Source organism: Variovorax sp. PDC80, from assembly GCF_900115375.1.
Classification (GTDB): domain Bacteria; phylum Pseudomonadota; class Gammaproteobacteria; order Burkholderiales; family Burkholderiaceae_C; genus Variovorax.
The window spans coordinates 143,214-168,441 of the sequence record NZ_FOWG01000007.1 but is presented as its reverse complement, the minus strand read 5'-3'; the positions used below and the strand labels follow the sequence as shown (position 1 = coordinate 168,441).

23 protein-coding genes are annotated in these 25,228 nt (G+C 67.0%); 4 read left to right on the top strand and 19 right to left on the bottom strand.

Annotated elements, in window-relative coordinates; genetic code table 11:
- Positions 1-100: 100 nt before the first annotated feature.
- On the top strand, positions 101-244 hold the full coding sequence (locus BM109_RS41655) for a barstar family protein (protein WP_256222690.1): 144 nt from the start codon (positions 101-103) through the stop codon (positions 242-244).
- Between the two features lie 792 nt (positions 245-1,036).
- Here the strand turns inward: BM109_RS41655 and BM109_RS40810 are convergent.
- From BM109_RS40810 to BM109_RS20865, 15 genes are all read right to left on the bottom strand, one after another.
- Complete coding sequence (locus tag BM109_RS40810) at positions 1,037-1,393, bottom strand: hypothetical protein (protein ID WP_143129216.1); 357 nt, start codon at positions 1,391-1,393, stop codon at positions 1,037-1,039.
- 231 nt (positions 1,394-1,624) lie between these two features.
- A complete protein-coding gene (locus BM109_RS20930; RefSeq protein WP_093346552.1) occupies positions 1,625-2,152 on the bottom strand; it encodes a cytochrome C5 in 528 nt (175 codons plus the stop codon).
- A gap of 997 nt (positions 2,153-3,149) precedes the next feature.
- A complete protein-coding gene (locus BM109_RS40805; RefSeq protein WP_143129215.1) occupies positions 3,150-3,491 on the bottom strand; it encodes a hypothetical protein in 342 nt (113 codons plus the stop codon).
- Between the two features lie 64 nt (positions 3,492-3,555).
- A complete protein-coding gene (locus BM109_RS20920; protein ID WP_256222688.1) occupies positions 3,556-4,011 on the bottom strand; it encodes a DUF5990 family protein in 456 nt (151 codons plus the stop codon).
- Between the two features lie 24 nt (positions 4,012-4,035).
- Positions 4,036-7,539: an indolepyruvate ferredoxin oxidoreductase family protein gene (locus BM109_RS20915; RefSeq protein ID WP_093346547.1), complete on the bottom strand. Its 3,504-nt coding sequence runs from the start codon at positions 7,537-7,539 to the stop codon at positions 4,036-4,038.
- 19 nt (positions 7,540-7,558) lie between these two features.
- Positions 7,559-9,289 carry an IlvD/Edd family dehydratase gene (locus tag BM109_RS20910; protein ID WP_093346545.1) on the bottom strand — a complete coding sequence of 577 codons (1,731 nt, stop codon included), beginning with the start codon at positions 9,287-9,289 and terminating at the stop codon, positions 7,559-7,561.
- 21 nt (positions 9,290-9,310) lie between these two features.
- Positions 9,311-10,642: an MFS transporter gene (locus BM109_RS20905; RefSeq protein ID WP_093346542.1), complete on the bottom strand. Its 1,332-nt coding sequence runs from the start codon at positions 10,640-10,642 to the stop codon at positions 9,311-9,313.
- Between the two features lie 11 nt (positions 10,643-10,653).
- A complete protein-coding gene (locus BM109_RS20900; RefSeq protein WP_093346539.1) occupies positions 10,654-11,823 on the bottom strand; it encodes an acyl-CoA dehydrogenase family protein in 1,170 nt (389 codons plus the stop codon).
- Between the two features lie 83 nt (positions 11,824-11,906).
- On the bottom strand, positions 11,907-12,725 hold the full coding sequence (locus BM109_RS20895; protein ID WP_093346537.1) for a helix-turn-helix transcriptional regulator: 819 nt from the start codon (positions 12,723-12,725) through the stop codon (positions 11,907-11,909).
- 32 nt (positions 12,726-12,757) lie between these two features.
- Complete coding sequence (locus BM109_RS20890; protein ID WP_093346534.1) at positions 12,758-14,554, bottom strand: CocE/NonD family hydrolase; 1,797 nt, start codon at positions 14,552-14,554, stop codon at positions 12,758-12,760.
- A gap of 21 nt (positions 14,555-14,575) precedes the next feature.
- A complete protein-coding gene (locus tag BM109_RS20885) occupies positions 14,576-15,538 on the bottom strand; it encodes a Bug family tripartite tricarboxylate transporter substrate binding protein (RefSeq protein WP_093346532.1) in 963 nt (320 codons plus the stop codon).
- Positions 15,539-15,599: 61 nt separating this feature from the next.
- A complete protein-coding gene (locus tag BM109_RS20880; protein ID WP_093346529.1) occupies positions 15,600-15,917 on the bottom strand; it encodes an NIPSNAP family protein in 318 nt (105 codons plus the stop codon).
- Positions 15,914-16,771: a fumarylacetoacetate hydrolase family protein gene (locus BM109_RS20875; RefSeq protein ID WP_093346527.1), complete on the bottom strand. Its 858-nt coding sequence runs from the start codon at positions 16,769-16,771 to the stop codon at positions 15,914-15,916. Before BM109_RS20875 ends, BM109_RS20880 begins: the two co-directional genes overlap by 4 nt.
- A 25-nt stretch (positions 16,772-16,796) precedes the next feature.
- Positions 16,797-17,975, bottom strand: a complete 1,179-nt coding sequence (locus BM109_RS20870; RefSeq protein ID WP_093346525.1) for an enolase C-terminal domain-like protein — start codon at positions 17,973-17,975, stop codon at positions 16,797-16,799.
- Positions 17,976-18,016: 41 nt separating this feature from the next.
- Complete coding sequence (locus BM109_RS20865) at positions 18,017-18,994, bottom strand: Bug family tripartite tricarboxylate transporter substrate binding protein (protein ID WP_177239418.1); 978 nt, start codon at positions 18,992-18,994, stop codon at positions 18,017-18,019.
- Positions 18,995-19,146: 152 nt separating this feature from the next.
- On the opposite strand from BM109_RS20865, the gene BM109_RS20860 reads away from it, so the two are divergent.
- Positions 19,147-20,058, top strand: coding sequence for a LysR family transcriptional regulator (locus tag BM109_RS20860; protein ID WP_093346520.1), 912 nt, complete (start codon positions 19,147-19,149; stop codon positions 20,056-20,058).
- Between the two features lie 9 nt (positions 20,059-20,067).
- Here BM109_RS20860 and BM109_RS20855 read toward each other — a convergent pair whose 3' ends face one another.
- On the bottom strand, positions 20,068-20,946 hold the full coding sequence (locus tag BM109_RS20855; protein ID WP_093346518.1) for an aldo/keto reductase family oxidoreductase: 879 nt from the start codon (positions 20,944-20,946) through the stop codon (positions 20,068-20,070).
- 108 nt (positions 20,947-21,054) lie between these two features.
- Here BM109_RS20855 and BM109_RS20850 point away from each other — a divergent pair, with 108 nt between their 5' ends.
- On the top strand, positions 21,055-21,957 hold the full coding sequence (locus tag BM109_RS20850) for a LysR family transcriptional regulator (RefSeq protein ID WP_093346515.1): 903 nt from the start codon (positions 21,055-21,057) through the stop codon (positions 21,955-21,957).
- Between the two features lie 9 nt (positions 21,958-21,966).
- Here BM109_RS20850 and BM109_RS20845 read toward each other — a convergent pair whose 3' ends face one another.
- Entirely contained in the window at positions 21,967-22,425 is a 459-nt protein-coding gene (locus tag BM109_RS20845) for an Lrp/AsnC family transcriptional regulator (protein ID WP_093346512.1), read from the bottom strand.
- A 271-nt stretch (positions 22,426-22,696) separates the two neighbouring features.
- Between BM109_RS20845 and BM109_RS20840 the strand changes: the two genes are divergently transcribed.
- The gene (locus BM109_RS20840) at positions 22,697-24,088 is read left to right on the top strand and encodes a tryptophanase (RefSeq protein ID WP_093346510.1); all 1,392 of its coding nucleotides are present in this window, start codon (positions 22,697-22,699) and stop codon (positions 24,086-24,088) included.
- A 12-nt stretch (positions 24,089-24,100) separates the two neighbouring features.
- On the opposite strand, the gene map is transcribed toward BM109_RS20840, so the two are convergent.
- Together map and BM109_RS20830 are read right to left on the bottom strand one after the other, a co-directional pair.
- Entirely contained in the window at positions 24,101-24,895 is a 795-nt protein-coding gene (map, locus tag BM109_RS20835) for a type I methionyl aminopeptidase (protein WP_093346508.1), read from the bottom strand.
- Complete coding sequence (locus tag BM109_RS20830) at positions 24,892-25,170, bottom strand: ParD-like family protein (protein ID WP_093346505.1); 279 nt, start codon at positions 25,168-25,170, stop codon at positions 24,892-24,894. The genes map and BM109_RS20830 overlap by 4 nt, the downstream gene beginning before the upstream one ends.
- Between the last annotated feature and the right edge of the window lie 58 nt (positions 25,171-25,228).

Genomic DNA, 25,228 nt, shown 5'->3' with positions numbered 1-25,228 from the left:
GCAGTTCACTTGAACTTCAGAATCGACTGATGACCTCGCTCGACTTCCAGGGTGGTACGGCCGGAACTGGGACGCCTTCTGGGACGCAATCACAGGGTTGGTGGACATGCCGCACCGGCTGCGATTTGTCGACTGGACCGACTTCACAGACCGCCATCTGCGTGATGCGAAGCAACTCCGTGAGTGCCTTGCCAGGATGCTAGCCGAACTGCCAATCCACGCCGCCGTCGTTGCCTATGACTAGGAGGCGGGACGCGGCCAGCGGCGGACCTTCAAGCTACAGTGAAAGTACAGCCGACAACCAGACCTTCCAGATGACGATGTCGTCGCATGATGAGTTCCAACTGCGCAGAGGTTATCTTCACGAGATTCGGATCGATGAAGAGGGTCTTGAGAGCTGCATTGCGCTCGGGCCAGCGGGCGAAGCGGCCAGACGTCTACTCGGGGAAAGCACTTGCGTGTGGGTGTTCTGGGCGAGATGCCATCTCGACGCAATGAACGTCTACTACGGTTTTCTTGGTAGAGGAGCGTACGAAAGCGACGAGCCATGGGACCGACAGGAATATCCCTCGGCGTGGTATCTCGAACAGCAATCACACCTCGCCACAATCTGCTCGGCGGCTAAGTGAATCCCGCCTCAACCTGACAGTCGCTCTGAACGCGGCGTCCCATGCGGCCCATTGCCTGAGTGACGCTTGGCCCTCCACGGTAATGCCTGATGGCTCAAAGGGCGCTTCAAAACAAGAATCGCCCGAGGCGTCGCTAAAGAACTCCAACGAGTCCGGTCGTGCTCCGGGTAATCGGAGAGGTAGGCTGCCTAGTGCTGCGATCTCGGTTTCGGTCAGACGGCCCGTGTAGATGGTGTATGTGCCGCCAATTCTCACAAGTGGTCTTGCTGCCAGGTCGTGCTCGCTCCATGGTTGGAACCAACCTTCCAGGCCTTCGACATGGTCGTCGGTGTTCATCGGGGCATTTGTACTTCCGCTTTTGGACGGCTGTAGTCCCATAGTCCACCACGGATAAGGATCCGAAGCGGTCACTTCTCCGGCCAAAGCACTTTCAAGACTCGCTCGATCTCATTGCGCACCACATTCGCGTCATAGGTATTCGGTGGCGCGTCCCTCGATGCAACATGCCTTAGGTACTGCAAAAAAGTCTGTTCCCTGGCCCCATCAGAAAGCCACTGGTCAAGCTCCACGTCCTTGAGGCCCGGCGGCATGTTTTCGTAGTCTTCACACCAAGCTCCAATAGCGTGTGCCAGCCACTCAAGATTTCGTCCATCAGTGCTGATTTCGACCGGCATCCAGTAGGCGATCGCCTTCAACAGCTCGCCTAGCCTGCTATCGCGAACATGCACGTAGATCAGACCGAATCGAATTGCGCTCGTTGCCATTTCGACCCTTGAATTTTCAAGTTGAGCGACTGCTCCCGACCGCAAGCGGCCTGCAGGAGGGATGCTAGTGCGGTTTGCTTCATTGAGGAGCGCGGTATGCCTCGATCACCGACATGTGGTCCCCACTGTGGTGATGCCTGTCGAGCTGCAGAGCGTCTCCTCCTGTCGAGCATTCACGGCTCGGTGCATGGGACCCGAGACTACCGGATCGCCGTCGAAGAGGTCTCACCTCTACGACTCTCGCGACGTGTTGTCCTTGCTGACGTGGTCCAGCAGATCATCGACGGTATCGAACGACATCGTTTCTGCATCCACGTCTCGCGCTACGATCGCAAGGTCATCGAAACCAAGTTGTTCGTCGAGCTGAGCATGGATCCAGCTGTCGGGGAACTGGCGTGGCGCTTCGAAGCGCAGAAGTGTCGCCTCGGCGAACACGACGACTGACTTCAAGACCAGATCGGATCGCAGGCTGGTGGATTCCTTCACTGGCTCGTCACCAACGGCCGCCTCGATTTCGTCGACGATCTGGTCGATGATCAGGCCCCACTGCGTTGGCGAGACGCCGAGTATCTGGTCGATGCGGTGCAGCAGCACTTTAGCGTCCGGCGCTCCGCCGTCCTCGAGTTCAGGATCGACGTTGACCCAAACGTCGGCTTGTGCCGCCAACACTCGAGCCCGGCCAACGACGATGTCCTCGCGCACCTCGACATCGGTGAGCATCCCGCTGCTTACGATCGCTTCTCTGAATTCGTGGATCATTCCATCTTCCTGCGTGAAACTGTCGTCCGAGTCTGCTTCCGGCCGATCGTACCCATTCGTGCCAGGTCCATCCCGCGAAAACGGGCCGCGAACCCGCGGCCCGCAGACCGGCCCTTACCCGCCAGTCTCAAGCGCGCCACGTCGCGCCATCTCGCTCAACTGAAACAACTCCCCGGCCTTGCGAGCGAGTTCCGCTGCGAGCCAGAGCAGGTTGTCGAGTTGGCGAGGCCCGTCACCGCTGCACCAATCGATGTCCTTTCCGTGGGAGGCCCACAGAAGCGCTTCGAGTTGGGAGAGGGTGTTTTCAAGGAGATCCGCCGGGGCTTGGGCGTTTTCTCTGGGGGATACCGGCGTGCGACCCCGGGCTATAGTCTTGGTAGCCATTTTTGTGCGTCCTTTCTAGGGTTGTGCACGAACTTGGTTAGACGGCTGGGGTGCTACAACACCCTGGCCGTCGCCTTTTGATACCTCGCATCTGCATCGCTGCTTTCGCACCGACGACCTGCCGCGAGGCGGGCAGCCTTCAAATATCTCAGTGGATTGGTGTGTTGCGCCTTTCTTCTCCCCTAGGTGGGGTAGCGAGTGAGAGGGGCATCCACTCTAGGGAAGAAGTGGGCGGGTCGCGGTGCCGTTGAGCATGAAGTTGCGGTAAGCGCCAATAAATACAGCTTCTATAGTGCGCGGAGCACGGGCCTCGAAGAGGTCGTGGCGTGCGGGTCCCGATCGGCGAGAACGCCGCCGAGATGGTTCTCCGTGGTCACCACCTCTTCGGCGATCGCGTTACGGAACACGCGCGCGGTATTGCGCATGGTGCAGAACATCAGACTGGTGTCTTGCCGAAGTCACTCCATCGCGCCGCAACACTACACGCCACACCATGCCAGAAGCCCTGATCGACGCGGCAGCAGGAAGAAGTACATGCGAGGAACTTCGCAATCGAGGGCTCTTGAAACTGTCCACAGTTTCGCGGCAAGAACAAAAGCGGGACTGGGCCCCCCTAGCGTGCGAGTCCAAACCAGATTGCCCATAGGCAAAAGGCAATCATCAGCGAACACAGGATGGCGCGAGTCCATCCCCATACTTGGTATGCCATCGAGTGCGGTTCGATCGATACCGGCCGAGGGAAAGCGACCCACGGCGCGATCAGAGCAAAGTAGCCGAACATCAATACGTAGATGATCAGGCCCACCACGGGATCAGTGGATGGATACGCCCTGCCAATAACCACCAAGGTGAGACCCACAGCCGCCAACACTCCGAGGAACCGCCATCCATTGGGGCGCTGAAAAAGCTTGGTCAAACGGCTGGCGTAGCCTGCGTAGAGCTTTGGTGTCGGCATTGGGTCAGCATGGATTTGTATGACTGCATTCTGTTGGAGGAACTTCCTCAGGCCCCTCACCGACTCAATCCGACCGCTTCACCACTTGCCAAGAAATCTGCGGCGCCCGAACACTCGCACACACCGGCCCCCCATCCTTCATCGTTCCTTCGATGCGTGCCTCGATCGCGGCATTCGGGTTGCCCACGGCGCTTTCCACCAGCGCGATCGGAATGTCGGCCAGCTTGATCTTCGCCCTTCGTTCCCACGGCGTGCCCATCTGGCCTGCGTAGAAACCGGAGTTCACGTACACGAATCGGTCGACGGGCGTGCCTTGCGCGAAAGGGCCCCGGAAGTTCGGGGACCCATCGGCAAGCGAAGGGCCAAGTGTCAACGTGACGGCGAACGACACCGCGTCTGCCGTCTTGAGGAATGGCTTCACCAGCTCATCGCGGCCGCGCTGGACGGCGAAGTCGACGCCTGGCGGCGGCGACAGCACGATGAGGATGAGTTGAAGGTTCGTTGAGTGGTCGGCCTGCATGGGCCGCAGTTTAGAGCCCGGTCGTCATGCGGCACGCGCCAGTGGCTCGCGTGCCAGCTCGAGTTCCCGCAGCAGCTCTTGCCGCACCAAGGCCGCCTTACTGGCCTGCGCCTCCCGCACATGGCCATACCCCCGGATGCTTTGAGGCAGCGAAGCCAGCTTGGTCACGATGGGCAGGGTCTCGGGACGCAAGTCGGACAGGGCAGCACGCATGTCGTCCTCGTACTGCGCCAGCAGCTGACGGTCCAACGTGCGCTCCGCCGCGTTGCGGAACGGGTCGAGCCAGGTCCCTCTCAGGCCGCGCAGCCGCGCCATGCACTTCATCGCCAAAAGTACCCATGGGCCGACTTCGCCCTTCACGGGCTTGCCGCTGTGGGGATCCTTGCGTGCGAACGGCCAGACCCCGAGGTGAAAGCGCAGCCGGACGGGGCCCTCGAACTCCTGCTCCAGTGCCGATCGGAAGTCGGGGTGCGTGAACAGTCGGGCTACCTCCCACTCATCCTTGGTCGCCAGCAGCCGGTGGTAGTTGTGTGCCACGGCCCTGGCCAGGGCGTCGCCCGACTGAAGTCCGGCTTCCAGCTGACGCGCCTTCTCCACCAGCTCCTTGTAGCGCTGCACATGCAATTCGCCGCTGTGCGCCCGCAGGTGTTCGATGCGGTGCGCGACGGTCTGGTCGAGCCCGCGGGCTTGCCGCGGCATGAAGGTGATGACCTGCGTCGGTTGCTCGGCCTTCAGGTGACGCTCGACCGCCGGCTGGTCATGGCCAACGCGCCGCCCCCAGAGGAAGGCCTCCTTGTTCATGGCCACGGCCACGCCGTTGAGCTCGATGGCCCGCTCGATCGCGGCCCGCCCCAAGGGAATGAAACCACGTTGCCAGGCCAGGCCCAGCATGAACATGTTGATGCCGATCGGATCGCCGACCAGCGCGGTGGCCATGCGCTCGCCATCGATCAGCACGAGATCGGCCGTGCCCGCCGCGGCCTCGATGCGCTCGATCAGCATCTTCGGGTCGAGCTGCCAGTCGGGATTGCGCGCGAAGTCGCTGGTCGGCACGAGGCCGGTGCTCACCACCGCGCGACCACGACCGGCCGGCAGTCGCGTCAGCGATTCGTCCGAGGCCGCGACGACGAGGTCGCAGCCGATCAAGGCATCGGCCTCGCCCTCGGCGATGCGCGTGGCATGCAGCATCCCCGGGTCGGGCGCGAACCGCACGTGCGAGGTCACGGCGCCGTACTTTTGCGAGAACCCGGTGACATCGAGGTTGGAGCTGTAGCGGCCCTCCAGATGGGCGGCCACGGCGAGGGTCTGGCCGATGGTCACCACGCCCGTGCCGCCGATGCCGGAGATCAGCACGCTGCAGGCGCGTCGCAGCGGTGCGATGTCGGGCTCGGGCAGCGCCTGCGTGTACGGGCGCGGCGATGCCGCCTGTGCCTCGACGCGCGCAGCGGCGCGGCGCGGCTTTCCGCCCTCGACGCTGACGAAGCTGGGGCAGAAGCCCTCCACGCACGAATAGTCCTTGTTGCAACTTCCCTGGTTGATACGGCGCTTGCGGCCGAGCTCGGTCTCCAGCGGCTCGATCGACATGCAGTTCGAAGCCACGCCGCAATCGCCGCAGCCCTCGCACACGGCGGGGTTGATGAACAGGCGCCGATCGGGATCGGGCAGCTTGCCGCGCTTGCGCAGCCGGCGCCTTTCCGCCGCGCACGCCTGGTCGTACAGGATCACCGAGACGCCGGGGTACTCGCGGAACTCGCGCTGCACGGCGTCGAGGGCCGTGCGGTCGTGCACGGCCACGCCCTCGGGCAACTTCACCGCGGCATAGCGCCGCGGCTCGTCCGTGACGACCGCCATCTTGAGGATGCCTTCCGCCGCGAAGCCCGCGAGGATCTGCGGCGGGCTGAGGTTGCCCTCGACCGCCTGCCCTCCGGTCATGGACACGAAGCCGTTGTACAGCACCTTGTAGGTGATGGGCACCTGCGCCGCGACGGCCTGCCGAATCGCCAGGTAGCCCGAGTGCGCCAGCGTGCCGTCGCCGATGTTGGCGAACACATGGCGCTCGGCGGTGAACGGTTGCTGGCCGAGCCACATCACGCCTTCGGCACCCATGTGCGACCAGGTGGTGGTCTGCTGCGGGTTCACCAGCAGCGCCATGCTGTGGCAGCCGATGCCGGCCAGCGCGCGGCTGCCTTCGGGCACCTTGGTCGAGCGGTTGTGCGGGCAGCCCGAGCAGAAGCCGGGCACGCGGTTCGGCCCCGGCACCTTCGCGGGTGCGCTCGCGCACTGCGCGGGCACGGGCACCTCACGGCCCAGCACGCGCGCCAGCACTTCCGTCACCCGTATCGGCGAGATCTCGCTGGCGTTCGGAAAGGCGACGTTGGCGGGACCCGATTCGAAGAGCCCGCCTTCGAACAGCTTGCCCACCAGGCGCGGCGCATTCGCGCGACCGTAAAGAATGGTGCGTACCTGGTCTTCGAGGATGGGCCGCTTTTCTTCGACTACCACGATGGTGTGCAGCCCTTGCGCGAACTCGCGCACGATCTCGGGATCCAGCGGCCAGACCAGTCCGATCTTCAGCAGCTTCAAGTCGGCGAACCCGCCCCCAGTTGCTTCATCGTCGCGCCCCAGGGCCTGCAGCACGTCCTGCCAGGCCTTGCCCGCCGCGATGACGCCGACACCCGCTCCGGCCGGGTCCACGACGATGCGGTTGAGCCGGTTCGCCCGGGCATAGGCGAGCACCGCGGCATGCTTGTGGTTGTAGAGCCGGTCCTCCTGCGGAAGCGGCATGTCGAAGCCGCGGATGTTGTAGCCCGCCCCGAACGGGTCCACGGGCCGGCTCGGCGCCTCGGGCACGGTGATGACGGGCGCATCCGCACCCACGTAGACCGAGCCCCCGCCCTCGACGACGTCGGTCACGACCTTCATGCCCACCCAGCAGCCCGAGAAGCGGCTCATGGCGATGCCGTGCAGGCCGTAGTCCAGCAACTCCTGCGTGTTGGAGGGATAGAGCACCGGCATGCCGACCGCCATGAGGATCGGATCGGAGAAGTTGGCGACCGAGGAGCTCTTCGCGCCGTGGTCATCGCCCGCCAGGCACAGCACACCGCCCTTGGGCGAGGTGCCGGCCTGGTTGGCGTGCCGAAGCACGTCGCCCGAACGGTCCACGCCCGGGCCCTTGCCGTACCAGATGCCGAACACGCCATCGACCCGTGCGCCCGGAAAAGTCCCCACGTACTGCGAGCCCCAGATGGCGGTGGCGGCGAGATCCTCGTTCAGGCCGGAACGGAACACCACGTTGGCGGACTTCAGTTGCTTCTCGGCGGCCCACAGCTCCATGTCGTAGCGGCCCAGCGGCGAACCGCGGTAGCCCGAGATGTAGCCGCCCGTGTTCCATCCGGCCGCGGCATCGCGCGCGCGCTGCTGCAGCGGCAGGCGCACCAGCGCCTGGATGCCGGTCATGTAGACCCAGCCGTCATCGACGCCATAGCGGTCTTCCAGCGCCGCGACGTCACGTACCAATGCAATGTTCAAGATCCGTCTCCTGTGGGTTTCAGTGCTGGGCGGCCGGCACGTCGCTGCCGCTGCGGCCCACCAGGAATTGCAGGTCGCAGCCGTCATGGGCCTGATTGACGGTGTCGACGTACAGCCTGACGTAGCCTCGGGTGGCCACGGCGGCAGGCGGCTTCCACGCGGCCAGCCGCTGCTGCAACTCCTGCTCGGACACGAGCAGCTCGAGCCGCCGGGCCTCGACGTCGAGCTCGATCAGGTCGCCGTCGCGCACGACGGCAAGGGCGCCGCCCACGGCCGCCTCGGGCGACACGTGCAGCACCACGGCACCAAACGAGGTACCGCTCATGCGGGCGTCCGAGATGCGAACCATGTCCGTCACGCCCTGCTTCAGCAGCTTGGCGGGAATGGGCAGCATCCCCAGCTCCGGCATGCCCGGAAAGCCCTTGGGACCGCAGTTCCGCAGGACCATGACCGAGTCCGCATCGATGTCGAGATCGGGATCGTCGACACGCCGGCCGAGGTCGTCCTGGTTCTCGAACACCACCGCGCGGCCCCGGTGCTTGAGCAGGCGCGGCTCGGCGGCCGAAGGCTTGATGACGGCACCGTTCGGGCACAGGTTGCCGCGCAGGATGGCGACGCCCGAGGTCACCATGAAGGGCTTCGCCACGCTGTGGATCACGTCCGGGTTCCAGCAGACGGCGCCGGCGTTGTTCTCGGCGAGCGTCCTGCCGGTGACGGTCAGCGCATCGCCATGCAACAGGCCCGACTCGCACATGTCGCGCAGGATCACGGGCAGCCCGCCGGCCTCATGGAAGTCCTGCATCAGGTAGCGGCCCGAGGGTTGCAGGTTGAGCAGCGTGGGCACGTCGCGCCCGACCCGGTGCCAGTCCTCGATGTCGAGCGGGACCTCCATGCGCCGCGCCACCGCCGTCAGATGGATGACGGCATTGGTCGATCCGCCGATGGCCGCGTTGACCGCGATGGCGTTCTCAAACGCTTCGCGGGTCAGCACCTTGTCGAGCCGGAGGTCCTCGCGCACCATGTCGACGATGCGGCGGCCCGCCATGCGCGCCAGCACGCGGCGCCTGGCATCCACGGCGGGAATCGATGCGTTGTCGGGCAGCCCCACGCCGAGCGCCTCGACCATCGACGCCATCGTCGATGCCGTTCCCATCACGTTGCACACGCCCACCGATCGGGTGAGGCAGCCCTCGGCCTCCTCGAAGTCCTCGTTGACGGCGCGGCCGGCGCGCAGGTCCGCCGCCAGGTTCCATGCATCCTTGACGCCGAAGGACTTGCCGCGGAAGCTGCCGTTGAGCATCGGCCCGCCGGACACGCCGATGGTCGGCAGGTTGACGCTGGCGGCGCCCATCAGCAGCGCGGGCGTCGTCTTGTCGCAACCCATCAGCAGCACCACGCCGTCGAGCGGGTTGGCGCGCAGCGTCTCTTCCACGTCCATGCTGCACAGGTTGCGCAGCAGCATGGCCGTGGGCCGGGTCAGCATCTCGCCGGGCGAAATGACCGGAAACTCCATCGGCACACCGCCCGCTTCGAGGATGCCTTCGCGCACATGCTGCGCCAGCTCGCGGAAGTGCGAATTGCACGGCGTGAGTTCGGACCAGGTGTTGCAGATGCCGATCACGGGTCGCCCGTCGAAGTGATCCATCGGCACGCCGCGGCTGCGAACCCAGCCCCGGTTCGCGAAGTTCCTGGCGCCCCGGCCTTCGAACCAGGCTTGCGACCGCAGCCTGCGCTTTTCTTCATCGGACATACGCTTGTTCTCCTATCGCTATCACAAGGAGTGGTCAGATCGCATCCGCCGCTCCAGCACGGCCAGCACCGGCGCCAGCAGCACCACGATCAGCAACGGTGCCGCGGCGGCACACATGGCGACCTTCACGCCCATCTGTTGCGCCAGCAGCGCTGCCGCGATCAGCGGTGCGGCACTGCTGCCGAAGCGCGAGACCGCCCCCTTCCATCCGACCGCGGCACTGCGCAACGCGGCCGGATAGACGATGGGCGTGATGATGTTGAGCGACTGGTAGGTGCCGACGACGAAGAAGCCGGCGCTGACGATCACGGCCACGAAGCCCGCGGTGCCGAACGGAAACAGGCCGAGCCCGGCCAGCGACAGAGCGCCCAGCAGCGCATACACGGCGGTCACTGGATAGCGCCCGAAGCGGTCGATCACGAAGCCCGTGGACAGGCCTGCGACGATGGACGCCAGCCCGGCCATCGACGCGTAGGCCGCGAAGCTGGCGACCGGCACGCGCCCGAATTCATGGAAGAAGACCGCGCCGATGCCGAACAGGTTCACGGCGATCTGGCCGCAGATGCAGGAGAACCAGAGCGCCGCGGTGAAGAGTGCGCGACGGTCGCCGAATATCTCGAAGAGCGAGATGCGCGCGCCGGTTCGCCGCGCCGGTCCACGAAGCCTTGCGCTTGCGTCCACGACGATGCCCAGCTTGCGCAGCGCCTTGAGAATGTCGCTCGGCGGCGCGCCGGTGCGCGCCAGATGCAACGGCGACTCCGGCATCCACAGCACGATCGGCAGGATCATCAGCAGCGGCGCCAACGCCCCGATCAGGTACATGCCCTGCCAGCCGATGCGATCGAGCGCGAGGGCCACGAGCCCGCTGGCGCCCACCGCGCCGATGGCCACGCCGGCATAGACGATGCCCACCATGGTCGAGCGGCGCTTGACGGACGAGATGTCGGCCACCAGGCTGGCGGCCGCGGGCAGCAGGCCGCCGCCCAGCATGCCGGCGATGAAGCGGGTCGCGCCGAAGCCGAAGACCGAGGTGGCGAACACGCTCTGCAGCGTGGCGACCGAGAACAGCGCCAGCAGCGCGATCAGCATGCGCTTGCGGCCGAAGTGATCGGCCAGCGGCGACAGCAGCAGGCCACCGATCGCTTGCCCCATGGGCTGCAACGCGAAGGCACCGGTCAGGCTGGCGGTCGGCACGCCGAGCGCAGATGCGATCGCGGGCAGCATCTGGCCGGTCACGGCCAGGTCGTAGCCATCGATCAGCAGCACGAGGAACAGCGTCGCCACGGTGAGAACGTGGCCGCGCCGCACGGGCGATGCGTCCAGCAGGCCGCCGAGGTCGGTCTTGTCATTCATGGTGCGGCGCTTCAGATGCCCAGCTGCCGGGCCGCCAGGTCCTTGAGGATTTCCTCGGAGCCGCCGCCGATCATCATCACCTTGGCTTCGCGATAGATGCGCTCGGAGCGGGTGCCGCGCATGTAGCCCATGCCGCCGAGGATCTGCACCGCCTGGTCGGCGCAGAACTGCATGGCCTGCGTCGAGAGGATCTTCGCCATGCAGGTTCGCGCCACGAGCTGCTCGGGATCGCCATGCCGGTGCTCGAGCCGCCACGCCAGCTCGTAGACCAGCGCGCGGGCCGCGTCGATCTTCAACGCCATGTCCACGAGCTTGTGGCGAATGACCTGTCGCTGCGACAGCGGCTGCCCGAAGGTCACGCGGTCGCGCGCCCAGGCCAGGGCCTCGTCGAGACAGGCCTGCGCGAAGGCACAGGCAGCGGCCGACATCGACAGCCGCTCGCTGTTGAAGTTGGTCATGAAGACCTTGAAGCCCTGGTGTTCGGTCCCCAGGAGGTTGCCGACCGGCACGCGCACGTCGTCGAAATGCAGATGCGCGGTGTCGGAGCACCACCAGCCCATCTTCTTGAGCGGCGTGCGGGTGAGCCCGGGCGCATCGGCCTCCACCAGCAGGGCCGACACGCCCGCGGCGCCCTTCGAGCCCGCATCGGTGCGCACGGCCACGGTGATGAAATCGGCACGCATGCCGGAGGTGATGAAGGTCTTCTCGCCGTTCAGCACATAGTGGTCGCCGTCGCGCCGCGCGGCGCATTTGAGCGACGCGACGTCGGACCCGCCGCCGGGCTCGGTGACCGCCAGCGCGGCGATCTTCTCGCCGGCGAGCACGGGCGGCACCACGCGCCGTTTGAGCGCTTCGCTGCCATGCGCGGCCACGGGTGGCAGGCCGATGGTGTGCGACAGCAGCGAGGCCTGCACGCCGCCACAGCCCGCGCGCGCCACCTCCTCGATCGCGACGAGGTAGTGGAAGATGTCGGCCGCCGTGCCGCCGAGCGCTTCGTCGTAGCCGATGCCGAGGGCACCCAAGGCACCGAACTTGCGATAGAGCTCGCGCGGAAAGGTCTCGGCCTCGTCCCAGTCGTTCGCGAAAGGGACGATCTCGCGGTCGACAAACTCGCGAAGCGTCGATCGGAAGTCTTCATGCTCGGCGCTGAAGTAGTGAGGGAGTGGGCGTGTTTCGATCATCGTGCCCCCATCTTCTTGCGATGCGAGATGGCCGTCTTGCGCGCAGCGGCTGGCGTGTTCGACGTCGGGTCGAAGGCCGATGACTAGAGCGCCTGCGCGATGATGCGCAGCTTGCGCGAGCCCGCGATGATGTCCCGGGGCTTGAGCCCATAGACCTGGCGGATCGAGTGGCTGAAATGCGTCGAATCGGGATAGCCGATGTCGAGCGCGACGTCGACCAGGCTGGCGTCCGTGTGCACATGGTGCAGCAGGCTGCGCGCCCGTTTCCAGGCCCGCACGTTGCGAAACGGAATGCCCACCTCTTCCTTGAACAGATGCCGGAAGCGCGAGATCGACAGGTTCACGCGCGAAGCGCATTCGTCGGAGGCGACGGCACCCGTCGGATCGGCCTTGATGCGCTCCAGCACGCTCGCGATGCGCTGGTCGAGCGCGCGCGCGGGCAACGCCACGCCGAAGAAGCTCTGGTCGAAATCGCACGGGCGCAGGTCGAGCGCGCCGCCTTGCGAAGCAAGCCGGCGATGGACCTCGCGCACATGCACCGCGAAGTCGGGTGCATGCACCGCGCCGCACAGGCGCAGCAGCGGCGGCAGCGCGCTCGCGTCGACCGTCTCGGGCTCGATCAGCACGATGAGCACGTTGCGGCCCTCGCAGGCGATCTCGTAGGGAACGTAGGGCTGGACGATCGCGACTTCGGTCGATTGCCATTCGCCCCCTTCGAGCCGCACGCGCAGTCGACCATCGATCGCGACGTACGCGACGAGGGCCCCTTGCGTGTGCAGGCTCCGGGCGCCGAGAAGGCCGGCGTAGAAGAGGCGGTCCTTCGTGATCCACATGACGCGGTCGGCGCTGGTGCAGCGGCTTGGAACGAAGGCGTGGTCGCCCGTGTCGATGTGATCGCTCATCCCGCGCCCCCCGCTCTTGCGATCCCGCTGGCTCAAGCGCCCTTGGCGGGAATGATGGGCAGCAGGATGAAGGGCTCGTTGCCTTCGCCGAAGTGCAGCGTGTTCTCGCCGCCGAAGACCTCGGGCGGCCGGTCCTGCGGATTCGCGTGGCGGAACGGGCCGACGCCCGTCATCGGATAGGGCTGGTCCGAGAAGCCGGCATCGCCGAGTCCGTGGTCGTAGTCGCAGCCCCGGACGTTGAGGGCCAGCGTGTAGCCCGGTGGAATTACGATGGAGGTTGGCAGGATCTCTATGTCGAGCACGACCGGCTCGCCCGGCACGAGCGGCTGCAGCTCGTCGTGCGTGTGGTACGGGCGGTAGGGAAGCGACTTCGCCGTGTCCAGCTTGCGGTGCGAGGCGCGCAGCCATCCCAGTGCGATCGGCACGCGCGGATCGTTGGAGCCGACGAACAGCACCTCCTTGCCGTCGGGTGCGTAGAGCCGCAACGCCAGGAAGAGATCGGCATCCGCCGTCCTGGAAGACACCACGAGCCGCGCCGCGATCGGGCCGGTGATCTCGATCTCTTCCCTGGCCGGCGGAAGCTTGAACACGAGCCCTTCGCTCATCGCCTGGTAGGCGATGCTGGCGCCGGTGGCCGGCGTGGTGCCCAGGGTGCGGGTGGCGGGCTCGAGGTAGTACTTCGTCCACTGCGTGCGGGCCAGCGGCCATTCCTGCTCGTCGCGGATCGTGAAGTGCTCGCCCGGCCGGCGGATCTGCAGCTGCACCGGCGGCTGGCGGTCCCAGCCCGTGTCCTTGCCTTGCAGGAAGTGGCCGAGAAAGCGCTTCTGCAATTCAACGCCCTCGGCACGGTAGAAGGGACTGAAGTGGCTGTTGCCATGCACCTCCAGCCACTTTTGGCTCGATCCCGCGTCCAGATAGCCTTCGAAATTGCCGCGCGGATGCACGCCCATGCCACCCCAGTTCGCGGCCGACAGCAGGGGCACCTCGATGCGGCTCACGTCGGGCTTGCGCGACGAATAGAACGCGTCGTCGAGCGGGCGGTTCAACGACTCGTTGGACATCTTCGGCGCACGGTTGGCCGCCAGCTCCTCGTCCGACAGCGTTTGCGGGCCGCAGACCAGTTCGCCGTTGTTCGGATTGCGCGCGCCGCGCTCGCCATAGCCGTGCTGGATGCGCAGCACCTGGCGCTCGTACCAACCTTCGCCGAACTGCGAGTAGATGCCGCCGTGCCGGGCCGCATCGCGATAGCGGTCGACGAAGCCTTCCCATACGCAGATGGCGGCGAGGTGAGGAGGCCGCAGCGCGGCCACGTACCACTGGTTGCTCGCGTAGTAGGAGATGCCGTTCATCCCGATCTTGCCGTTGCTCCACGGCTGTGCCGCCGCCCATTCGATGCATTCGTAGATGTCTTTCGTCTCCTGCTCCGAGGTCGGATCGAGCACGCCCGGCGAGCGGCCCGCTCCTCGGCTGTCGACGCGGATGCAGACGAAGCCGTCGGGCACCCACTTCTCGGGATCGATGACTTCCCAGTTCATGTACTTGTTCGACGAGCCTTCGGCGATGTCGGGGAAGTCGCGCACCATGCGGTCGTACGCGCTCTTGTAGCCCACCTGCATGGGCACGCCCTTGCCATAGGCGCCGTAGGAGAGCAGTGCCGCATGGCGGCCGGGTTCCTGCGGGAGGAAGACATCGGCGCGCAGCACGACGCCGTCGCTCATCGGAATCGGCACATCCCAGAGGATGCGCATGCCGTCGGCATGGACGGCCTCGGGCATGTCGTTGGAGAGCGCGCCGTCGGCGCGGTCCTGGTTCGGGTTCGCTTGGTTCATGGTGATCTTTCCTTCTGAAACTCAACTGATCTGGATTCCCAAGGGGGGCAGGATCCTGGCGAAGCGATCGATCTCCGAATCGACATAGGCCTTGAAATCGCGCGGCGCCATGGCCTCGAGCACGCCGCCGCCGTCCTGGATGTACTGCCGGTACTTGGGGTCCTGGCCGAGCTTCGCGAACATGGCGTGGAGCGAATTGGCCGCGGCTTCGCTCATGTTCTTCGGCCCCCAGATGCCCGACCAGGCGGGGATGTCGGGCACGTCCAGCCCGAGTTCGGCAAAGGTCGGCGCGTCGGGAACGATCGGCGATCGCACGTTGCCCGAGAGTCCCAGCGCCCGCATCTGCTTGCCCTGGATCCAGCCCTGTGCGGAGACCGGCGCGAGGAAGGTGCAATCGACGACGCCCGACACCAGGTCGTTGCTGGGCGCGCCCTTGTACGGGACATGCACCAGCTCCACGCCGGCGTTCCTGCAGAACAGCGAAGCCATGATGTGGGTGGGATTGCCGAGGCCCGAGTTCGCGATGGTGAGCTTGCCCGGCGAAGCCTTCGCGGCATCGATGAACTGCTGCAGGGTCTTGAAGCGGGAGTTCGCTCCGACCAGCAGGGCCCATCCGTAGTAGGTGGCCAGCCGCGTGATGGGCGTGAAGTCGGACTTCGAATCGAAGGGCAGGCTCTTGTAGAGCACCGCGTTGGTCGTGTGGCCCGCGGAGTTCAGCAGCACCGTGTTGCCGTCCGGCTTCGATCGCGACACGTCCAGCGATCCGATCACCGCGCCCGCGCCGGGCTTGTTGTCGATGATGACGTTGCGGCCGCTCGTGGTCTCGAGGGTGTGTGCCAGCAGCCGCCCGGTGACATCCATGCCCGATCCCGCGGGAAAGGGCACGACGATCCGCAGCACGTCCGACTTGGCCGGCTGGGCCATCGCCGGCAATGCGCTGCCGAGTACCGCGCTGATGAGGGTCCTGCGATTGATGTTGCTCATTGCCTTGTCTCCGTATTTGTTTTTCGAGGTGCCGCTTCGCGTATCGGCGCCAGGTGCGCCGCTAGCGGGGCGAGAACGAGGTCGGCTTGAGGATCTGCGACTCCTGCTGCCGCAAGGCGCCCAGCTCCTTCGAGCGGGCCCTGTATTCCTGCCAGGCCGGATCGGCCTCCATGGCCGAGCGCCGTTGCTCGCGGTCGGCCAGGCTGTCGAATCGCCACAGATGCACAATCTGGTTCAACGGGCCGATCTCGCTGACGTAGAAGCCGACGAGGCCTCCCAGGTACTTGTTCTGCAACGGCAGCGCCATGCTCTCGTAGAGCTGCAGGAAGTCGGCGGCGCGCCCGGGTTCGGCGGTGTAGGTCCTGAGTTCGAAGATCATGGCTGCGCCTCGTTCTCCACGGGGTTCGACAGGACCCCGATGCCTTCGATCTCGATCTCGATGGTGTCGCCGGCCTTCATCCACACGGGTGGCTTGCGCGCATAGCCGACGCCCGCGGGCGTGCCCATCACGATCACGTCGCCCGGCTCGAGCGTGACCGCCTCGGTGAGCAGGCACAGCGTTTCGGCCACGGGGAACAGCATCCGCGCGGTGTTGCTGCTCTGCATGACCGTGCCGTTCAGGCGCGATTCGATCTTCAGCCCCGCGGCACCGGGCGGCAGGTCTGACGCGGGCACCAGCCAGGGCCCCAGGGCGCCGGTGGCATCGAAGTTCTTGCCGATGGTCCACTGCGCCGTCCTGCGCTGGTAGTCGCGCAGCGTGGCATCGTTGAAGCAGGTATAGCCGGCCACGGCCTCGAGCGCATCGGCCTCGCTCAGGTGGCGCGAGGTCCTGCCGATCACCACGGCTAGCTCGGCCTCGAAGTCGAGGTGGCTCGAGACGCGCGGCCGCTGGATCGCCGCGCCATGCGCCACGAGCGAGGACGCGCCGCGCAGAAAGAAGCTCGGGTAGTCCGGGCGCTGGTTACCGCCTTCGGCCGCGTGGTCCGCGTAGTTGAGCCCCAGGCAAATGATCTTGCCGGGCCGTGGCACCACGGGCAGCAGCCTCGCGGCATCGAGCGGGATGCGGGCCGTGGCGGGCGCTGCGGCGGCCTCCTTCGCGGCGGCGACAAAGCCGGCCGCGCCACGGCTGCAAAGGGCCACCATGTCACCGGGCAGGGTGACGATGGCGCCATCGACGACCGCGCCCAGGCGGGGCGTCGGATCGGAGTCGGTATGGAAGGTGACGAAGTTCATGGGCTTGCGAGAGGAAGGAGATCGATCAGGAGGTTTTCAGCCCGGCTCCGACCGAACTCATCAGCGCATGCAGCGCGCCGTGGCCCTCGAAGCCGATGCCAGGCCGCTGTGGCGGATGCACGAAGCCGTCCTCTACCCGCGTGTCGTCGGCAAAGCCGCCGAAGGAGCCGAACACGCCGGGATAGGCCTCGCAACCGCCCAGGCCCAGGCCGGCCACCAGCGCCAGCGACATCTGGTTGCCGCCGTGCGGGAAATGGCTGCCTGCGCCCCACCCCTGCGCCTCGAGCCCCAGCGCCATGCTGGCGAAGGCATGCAGGCCGTAGGACTGCGGCGGGTCGACCTGGATCAGGTCCTTCTCGCTGCGCCAGCCACCGAGGCGCACGAGGTTGGTCACCTCCTGGTTGCCATAGAGGTTCTCGCCGACCGCGAGCGGTGGCGCGTACACCGAGGCCAGCTCGGCCATCAGCGCATAGTCGTTGGGATCGCAGGGCTCCTCGAACCAGCGCAGGTCGTACGGCGCCAATGCCTTCGCATAGACGAGCGCCTCGTCGCGCTGGAACTTGCAGTTGGCATCGACCGCCAGATGGCTGCTGTCGGGAAGCACGCTCAGCGCGCAATCGATACGGCGCAGGTCTTCGTCGAGCGACGCACCGCCCACCTTGATCTTCACGTGGGTGTAGCCGGCGGCCTGGTGGCCACGAATCTCGTCGGCCACGTCCTGCGGCACGCCGCCCGGCCGATACCAGCCTCCGCCCACGTACACCGACACCTTGCGCTGCATGGTCCCGCCGCGATAGCGCCGCGCCAGCACTTCCGCGGTCGGCAGGTCCTGCGCCTTGCCGATGGCATCCCACAGCGCGGTCTCGATGGTGCCGATGGCGATCGAGCGTTCGGCATGGCCGCCCGGCTTCTCGCCGACGAGCATCGCCGTCACGGCCCTGGCCGGATCGAGCACGCCATCGCCGTCGAGCAGCGACTCGGGCCGGGCCCGCAGCAGCCGGGGGAAGAAGCGCTCGCGCATCGGCTGCCCGCAGGCGTAGCGGCCGGTGGAATTGAACGCGTAGCCGGTGACCGGCGCCCTGCCGCTGCCCGGGTCCAGCCGTACCGCGACGATCGAGGTCGTCATCTCCGCGAAGGAGAACACGGCGTTGCGCATGGTGCTCTGCACCGGAAAGGCCGCTTCCTGGAGGTCAATGATCCGCATGATGCTTTCTTGTGTGTCCTGAACTTCTTGGGTGGGCGGTCTCAGCGCGACGGCTCGATGCCGGCCGCCCGGATGAACTGGGCGTAGCGCACCAACTCCTCGTCGATGTGCTTGCGAAAGGCTTCCGGCTTCGCCGGTGCCGCGGGCAGGAAGCCCATGGCCAGCAGGCGCTCGCGCGCCTCGGGCTGGCGCAGCACCTCGCCGACATCGGCGTTGATCTTCTGCACGATGGCCGCGGGCGTGGCGGCCGGCGCCACGAAGCCCAGCCATGCGCCATAGCGAAAGCCCGGGAAGCCGGACTCGGCCATGGTCGGGACCTTGGGCAGCACGGCCAGTCTTTCCGAGGTGCCGACGGCCAGCGGCACGAGCCGGCCCGACTGCAGGAACGGCAGCACGGCGGAGACGCCGGCGAACATCACTTGCACCTGGTCGCCCACGACCGCCGTGGCGGCTTCCGCCGCGCCCTTGTAGGGCACGTGCAGCATCCGGATGCCCGCGCTGCGCATCAGGATCTCCATCGGAAGATGCTGGGCGCTGGCGACGCCACTGGAGCTGAAGTTGATTTCACCGGGCCTGGCCTTGGCGGCATCCACCAGCTCCTTGACCGAATGCACCTTCAGGCTGGGCGACGCGACCAGCACGAAGGGGGTTTCGCCGATCAGCGCGATCGGCGCGAAATCCTTGAGGGGGTCGTAGGGCAGCTTGGCATACAGCGCCGGGTTCGCCGCCAGCGTGGTGTCGTTGGGCACCAGCAGCGTGTAGCCGTCGGCCGGTGCGCGGGCGACCTGCTGCGCGCCGATGATGCTGTTGGCACCGACCTGGTTGTCGACCACGGTGCCCTGGCCCCAGCGCTGCGCGAGCTTGCCCGCCATGAAGCGCGAGGCCATGTCCGCGCCCGCGCCGGCCGCGAACGGCACGACGATGCGCACGGGCTTCTCGGGATAGTCGGCGTGGGCCGGGGCGCCCAGCGCCAGCGCGGACAGCGCCATGGCTGCGCAACGCAACGCGGTCTTGATCATCCTTGTCTCCATCTTTCTTGTCTGGCCGGCGGGCCCTGCGATCGCGCCCCGTCCGGCAGGCGCAATTCTGGAGGGGTTGATACCAACGCAAAAGAAGAGATTTCAGCTGCCATCCATCTAAAATTTAGCTGGACTAGCTTTGGAGACGAACCATGGATCTGCGGCAGGTGCGCTACTTCCTGACGGTGGCGGAGAAGGGAAGCATCAGTGCCGCCGCCGCGGTACTGCACGTGGCGCAGTCCGCGATCAGCCGGCAGATGCGCCTGCTTGAGGAAGACCTCGGCGGCCCCCTCTTCCATCGGAGCATCGCGGGCGTGCAACTGACCGACAGCGGTCTCATGTTCCTGGAACGCGCGCGCTTCATCCTGCGTGAAGTGGAGAGCACGACCCTGGACGTTTCCAACTTCAACCGCGGCATGCGCGGCTTTCATCGCGACGTGCGAGGCACGGTGCGGATGTCATCGGCGCCCACGGTCGGGCAGGCGATCCACGGCCGCCTCGCGCTGGACTTCCGCCAGCGCTTTCCGCAGGTCCGGCTGGAGCTGACGGAGAGCCCCACCGACGACGCGCTGCATCGGCTGACCGCCGGCACCATCGAGCTCGCCATCGTGTCGAATCCCGGCAATCAGGAGCACATCCATTTCACGCCGCTCGCGCGGCAGGAAATCGCGGTCTTCTGTCTTCCGGGTTCGAAGCTGGCCGCGCGCTCGAGCGTGCATGCGCGCGAACTGCGCAAGCTGCCGATCATCATCTCCCTCGGCCTGCGGCACAGCCTCGAGACGGAGCATGGGGTGATGCAGCCGGTCATCCAGATCGACGGCAACGAAGGGGCCGCGCAACTCACGCGGGCCGACCTCGGCTTTGCCGTGCTGCCGAAATCGGTGGTGCGAACCTCCAGCATCTGGCAAGGCCTCGTGGCCGTGCCGGTGCGCGGCTTCTCGGTGGCCCGCATGCTCGCGGTGGCCAAAGGGCGGCCGGTCAGCCTGGCCGCGAAGGTCTTTCGCAGCGCCGTCGAGGAGCAGATGGCGCTGTGCGTCGGCGAAGGGCTCTTCCTGCCGCCCTGAAGCCGAGCTTCAGTGACCCGACCCGACGCCGATCGTGTCGAGCCGCGCCACCGCCCCAGCCGGCAACTTCAGCCCAGCCGCCGCCAGGTTCTCCCGCAGATGCCCCAGCGACGAAGTCCCCGGGATCAGCAGCAGGTTCGGCGAGCGCTGCAGCAGCCAGGCCAGCGCCACCTGCATCGGCGTCGCGCCCAGTTCGCTGGCCACCTCCGACAGCACTCCCGACTGCAGCGGCGTGAAGCCTCCGAGCGGAAAGAACGGCACATAGGCAATGCCCTCGCGCGCCAGCTTCTCGACCAGCGCGTCATCGGCGCGATTCGCGAGGTTGTACATGTTCTGCACGCCGACGATCGGCACGATGCGCTGGCCGTCGTCGACCTGCTTCGCGGTCACGTTGCTCAGGCCGATGTGGCGGATCAGGCCCTGCTGGCGCAGCTCGGCCAGCGCGGTCAGCGGCGCCTCGAGCGAGCCTTCGGCCGGCCCGTGCACGCCCAGCATGCTGCGCATGTTGACGACATCGAGCACGTCGAGGCCGAGGTTGCGCAGGTTGTCGTGCACCGCCTGGCGCAGGTCGGCCGGCGAGGCCGCGAGGTTCCACGAGGCGTCGGACCCGCGCGTGGCACCCACCTTGGTGACGATGGTCAGGTCGTCGCGGTACGGGTGCAGCGCCTCGCGGATGATCTGGTTGGTGACGTGCGGGCCGTAGAAATCGCTGGTGTCGATGTGGTCCACGCCGGCCTCGATCGCGGCGCGCAGCACCGCGACGGCGGCGGCACGGTCCTTCGGCGGACCGTAGACGCCGGGGCCGGCGAGTTGCATGGCGCCGTAGCCGAGGCGCTTCACGTCTCGGTCGCCAAGGCGGAAGGTGGAGATGGTGTCGAGCGGGTTCATGGGCTTTCCTTTCAGGTTGAAGCTGAATGTAGGCACCGCGGCGGCGTACGATAAGCCGGCTCAATGCGCACGGGTCGTGCGGAAAAACGAACAATCGAAAGACAGGCGATGACGGAACAGCTCGGCGATCTGGCGGTCTTCGTGGCGGTGGCGCGCGCGGGCGGCTTTCGCGAGGCGGCGCGGCTGCAGAGCGTGAGCGCCTCCAGCCTCAGCGCGGCGGTGCGCCGGCTCGAAACGCGACTGGGCGTGCGCCTCCTGCATCGCAGCACCCGCAGCGTGGTGCCCACCGAGGCCGGCGCGCGGCTGCTCGACCGGCTCGGGCCGGCGCTCGGCGAGGTCGAGGCCGCGCTCGACGTGGTCAACGGCTTTCGCGACAAGCCCGCGGGCACCTTGCGGCTCAACGTGCCCGCGAGCGCGTCGCGGCTGGTGCTGCCGGCGATCGTGCCGCCCTTTCTCGCGGCCTATCCCGAGATCCTGCTCGAGGTGGTGGTCGAGGAGAGCTTCGTCGACGTGCTGGCCGCGGGCTGCGATGCGGGCATCCGCTACGAGGAACGGCTCGAGCAGGACGTGATCGCGATCCCGATCGGCCCGCGCCGCCAGCGCATGGCGACCGCGGCCTCGCCGGCCTACCTCGCGGCGCACGGCCGCCCCATGCACCCGCGCGACCTGCTGCAGCACGCCTGCCTGCGCGGGCGCTTCGCGAGCGGCGCGATGGCGGGCTGGGAATTCGAGCGCGAGGGCGAGGTGGTGACGGTGGACGTCGACGGGCCGTTGATCGTGCGCCTGGGCGGCGGTGTCGAGCTCGCGGTCGACACGGCGGTGGCCGGCATCGGCGTGATCCACCTGTTCGAGGAATGGCTGCAGCCGCAACTGACCAGCGGCGCGCTGGTGCCCGTGCTCGAGGACTGGTGGCAGCCCTTCACCGGGCCCTTTCTCTACTACCAGGGGCGCGAGCGGCTGCCGGCGCCGCTGCGCGCCTTCGTGGATTTCGTGCAGTCGCGGCGCGGCTGAGGTCCCGCTTCAGGCGCCGGCCTGCGCCAGCGGCAGCGCCGCGCCGCCCTTCAGTTCTTCGAGGCACACGCTCGAGCGCACCATGCTCACGCCGGGCAGCGCCGAGAGCTTCTCGGTCAGGAAGGTGCTGAGCGCCTCGAGGTCGCTCGCGATCACCTTGAGCACGTAGTCGACGTCGCCCGTCACCGAGTGGCATTCGAGCACGTCGGGCAGTTGCGTCACGGCCTGGCGGAAGCGCTTGAAGTCGCGCACGTGGCCGCGCTCCATCGCGATGTGGACGAAGGCCATCACGCGCAGGCCCACGGCCGCGGGCCGCAGCCGCGCCTCGTAGCGCGCGATCACGCCTTCTTCCTCGAGCCGGTGATGCCGACGGCTGCATTGCGCGGGCGAGAGCCCGACCGCGGCCGCGAGCTCGAGGTTGGAGATGCGGCCATGGCCCTGCAGCACCTCGAGCATGCGGGTGTCCATCGAGTCCAGCGGTACGGGTTGCAAGATGTTCTCCTGTTTGGTGGGAATGGCGAAAGGACTTCTCTTCTTCGAGGGGTGATCCCAACGCGCGATGAAAACCCATTGCGCGAGCCGGGCGAAAGAATCGTTGCGAGCTCGACCCAGGGGCCGGAGCAGGCGAGACATCTTCTCTCGATAGGCAACGAATGCGCAACTGCATTGCATCGCCATTCGCGAATGCCCCGGGTCAGCCATCCGATCCATCCGCACCGAGCTTCGACCAGGAGAACCCATGAAGCGCATCCCCGAACCGTTCCGCATCAAGACCATCGAGCGCATCGCCCTGACCACCCGCGCGCACCGCGAGCAGGCCCTGCTCGACGCGGGGCTCAACCCCTTCCTGCTGCGCAGCGACGACGTCTTCATCGACCTGCTGACCGACAGCGGCAGCGGCGCGATGAGCGACCGCCAGTGGGCCGCGATGATGGCGGCCGACGAGGCCTATGCCGGCAGCCGCAGCTACTACAGGCTCGCCGACACCATCGAGAAGGTCTTCGGCCATCGCCACACGGTGCCCGCGCACCAGGGCCGTGGGGCGGAGCAGCTGCTCTACCCAGAGCTCGTGAAGCGCCGCGGCGCGAAGCAGCCGGTGTTCCTGTCGAACTTCCACTTCGACACCACCAAGCTCCACATCGAGCTGGCCGGCGCGCGCGCGCTCAACGCACTGACGAAGGAGGCACTGGACACCGCCACCTACCACGACTGGAAAGGCAACTTCGACCTCGAAGAACTCGCGCGGCTGATCGAGACCCACGGCGCGGCCAACGTGGTGGCGCTGGTGGCCACCGTGACCTGCAACACCAGCGGCGGCCAGCCGGTCGCGCTGGCCAACCTGCGCGCAGCCTCGCAACTCGCGCGCGAAGCCGGCATCCCGGTGGTGATCGACGCCACGCGCTTCGCGGAGAACGCCTGGTTCATCCGCGAGCGCGAGGCCGGACAGGCGCAGCGCGAGGTAGCAGACATCGTGCGCGACATGATGGCCTGCGCCGACATCGCGGTGATGTCGTCGAAGAAGGACGGGCTGGTCAACATCGGCGGCTTCTGCAGCTTCCGCGACGACCAGGACCTGTTTCGCGCCGTGCAGGAACGCTGCGTGGTCAGCGAAGGCTTCATCACCTATGGCGGCCTCGCGGGCCGCGACATGGAGGCGCTAGCGGTCGGCCTCGAGGAGGCGATGGATGCCGACTACCTGCGCTATCGCGTCGGCCAGGTCGCCTACCTCGGCGAGCGGCTGCGCGCGCAGGGCATCCCGATCCAGCATCCGACCGGCGGGCACGCCGTGTTCGTCGACGCGGCCGCGCTGCTGCCACACCTGCCGGCCGACAGCTTTCCGGCGCATGCGCTCGCCTGCGAGCTGTACCTGGAAGCGGGCGTGCGTGCGGTGGAGATCGGCTCGCTGCTGCTCGGGCGCGATCCCGTCACGGGGCTGCAGGAGAAGGCACCGCTCGAATCGATGCGGCTCACGATCCCGCGGCGCGTCTACACCAACGACCACATGGACTACGTGGCCGACGCACTGGCCGAGGTGGCGCGGCGCGCAGCGCGCATCCGCGGCATGGTCTTCACCTACGAGCCGGCGCTGCTGCGCAACTTCACGGCGCGTTTTCGCTGGGCCGGAGACTGACGCGGCCAGTGCTCAGGCAATCGGCGGGTAGCTGCCCGTGCCTTCGGGCCAGGGCGTGAGGACCTCGAAGCCCTCTTCGGTCACCGCGACCATGTGCTCCCACTGCGCCGACAGCGAATGGTCGCGCGTGACCACGGTCCAGCCGTCGGGCAGCTCGCGCGTCTCGCGGCGGCCCGCGTTGATCATCGGCTCGATGGTGAAGACCATGCCGGGCGCGAGCCGCAGGCCTTCGCCGGGCCGGCCGTAGTGCAGCACCTGCGGATCGTCGTGGTAGATCTGCCCGATGCCGTGCCCGCAGTACTCGCGCACCACGCTGAAACGCTCGCGGTGCGCCACGCTCTGGATCGCATGGCCCACGTCGCCCAGCGTCGCGCCCGGGCGCACGGCCAGGATGCCGGCGCGCATGGCCTCGTAGGTGGTCTCGACCAGCCGGCGCGCGAGCGGGCTCGGCTCATCGACGAAGTACATGCGGCTGCAGTCGCCGAACCAGCCGTCCTTGATCACCGCCACGTCGATGTTGACGATGTCGCCCTTCTTCAGCGTCTTCTGCGCCGAGGGAATGCCGTGGCAGACCACGTGGTTGACGGAGGTGCACACGGTCTTCGGGAAGCCCTTGTAGCCCACGTTGGCCGGGATCGCGCGCTGCACGTTGACGATGTGGTCGTGGCAGAGGCTGTCGAGCTCCTCGGTGGTGACGCCGGGCTTCACGTGCGCACCGATCATCTGCAGCACCTCGGCCGCCAGGTGCCCGGCCTTGCGCGACAGCGCGATCTGCTCGGGCGTCTTCAGGGGCACGGCCATGTTCATTGCACGACCTTCGCCGTCCGCCCCGCCGCGCGGCCCGATGGCCGCGGCGCATGCGGCTCGCTCGGCGCGCAGGCCATCGCGAGGTCGAGCCCGCCGGCCATCTCGGCGCGCACCAGCAGCTGGCACAGCTCGCGGTGATCGAGGTCGGGATGCAGCTCGGCCAACATGCCGATGCGCATCCAGTGCTCGGCCTGCGCGTTGATGGAGCGGCTCAGCGCGTTGCCTGCGACGCGCAGGTTCTCGTGCATGAGGTCGGAGATCTTGACGATGCCCATGGTTTTTCTTCTATATGAAACGTATACGAATCATATAGCAAGTGTCGCAGCAAGCCTT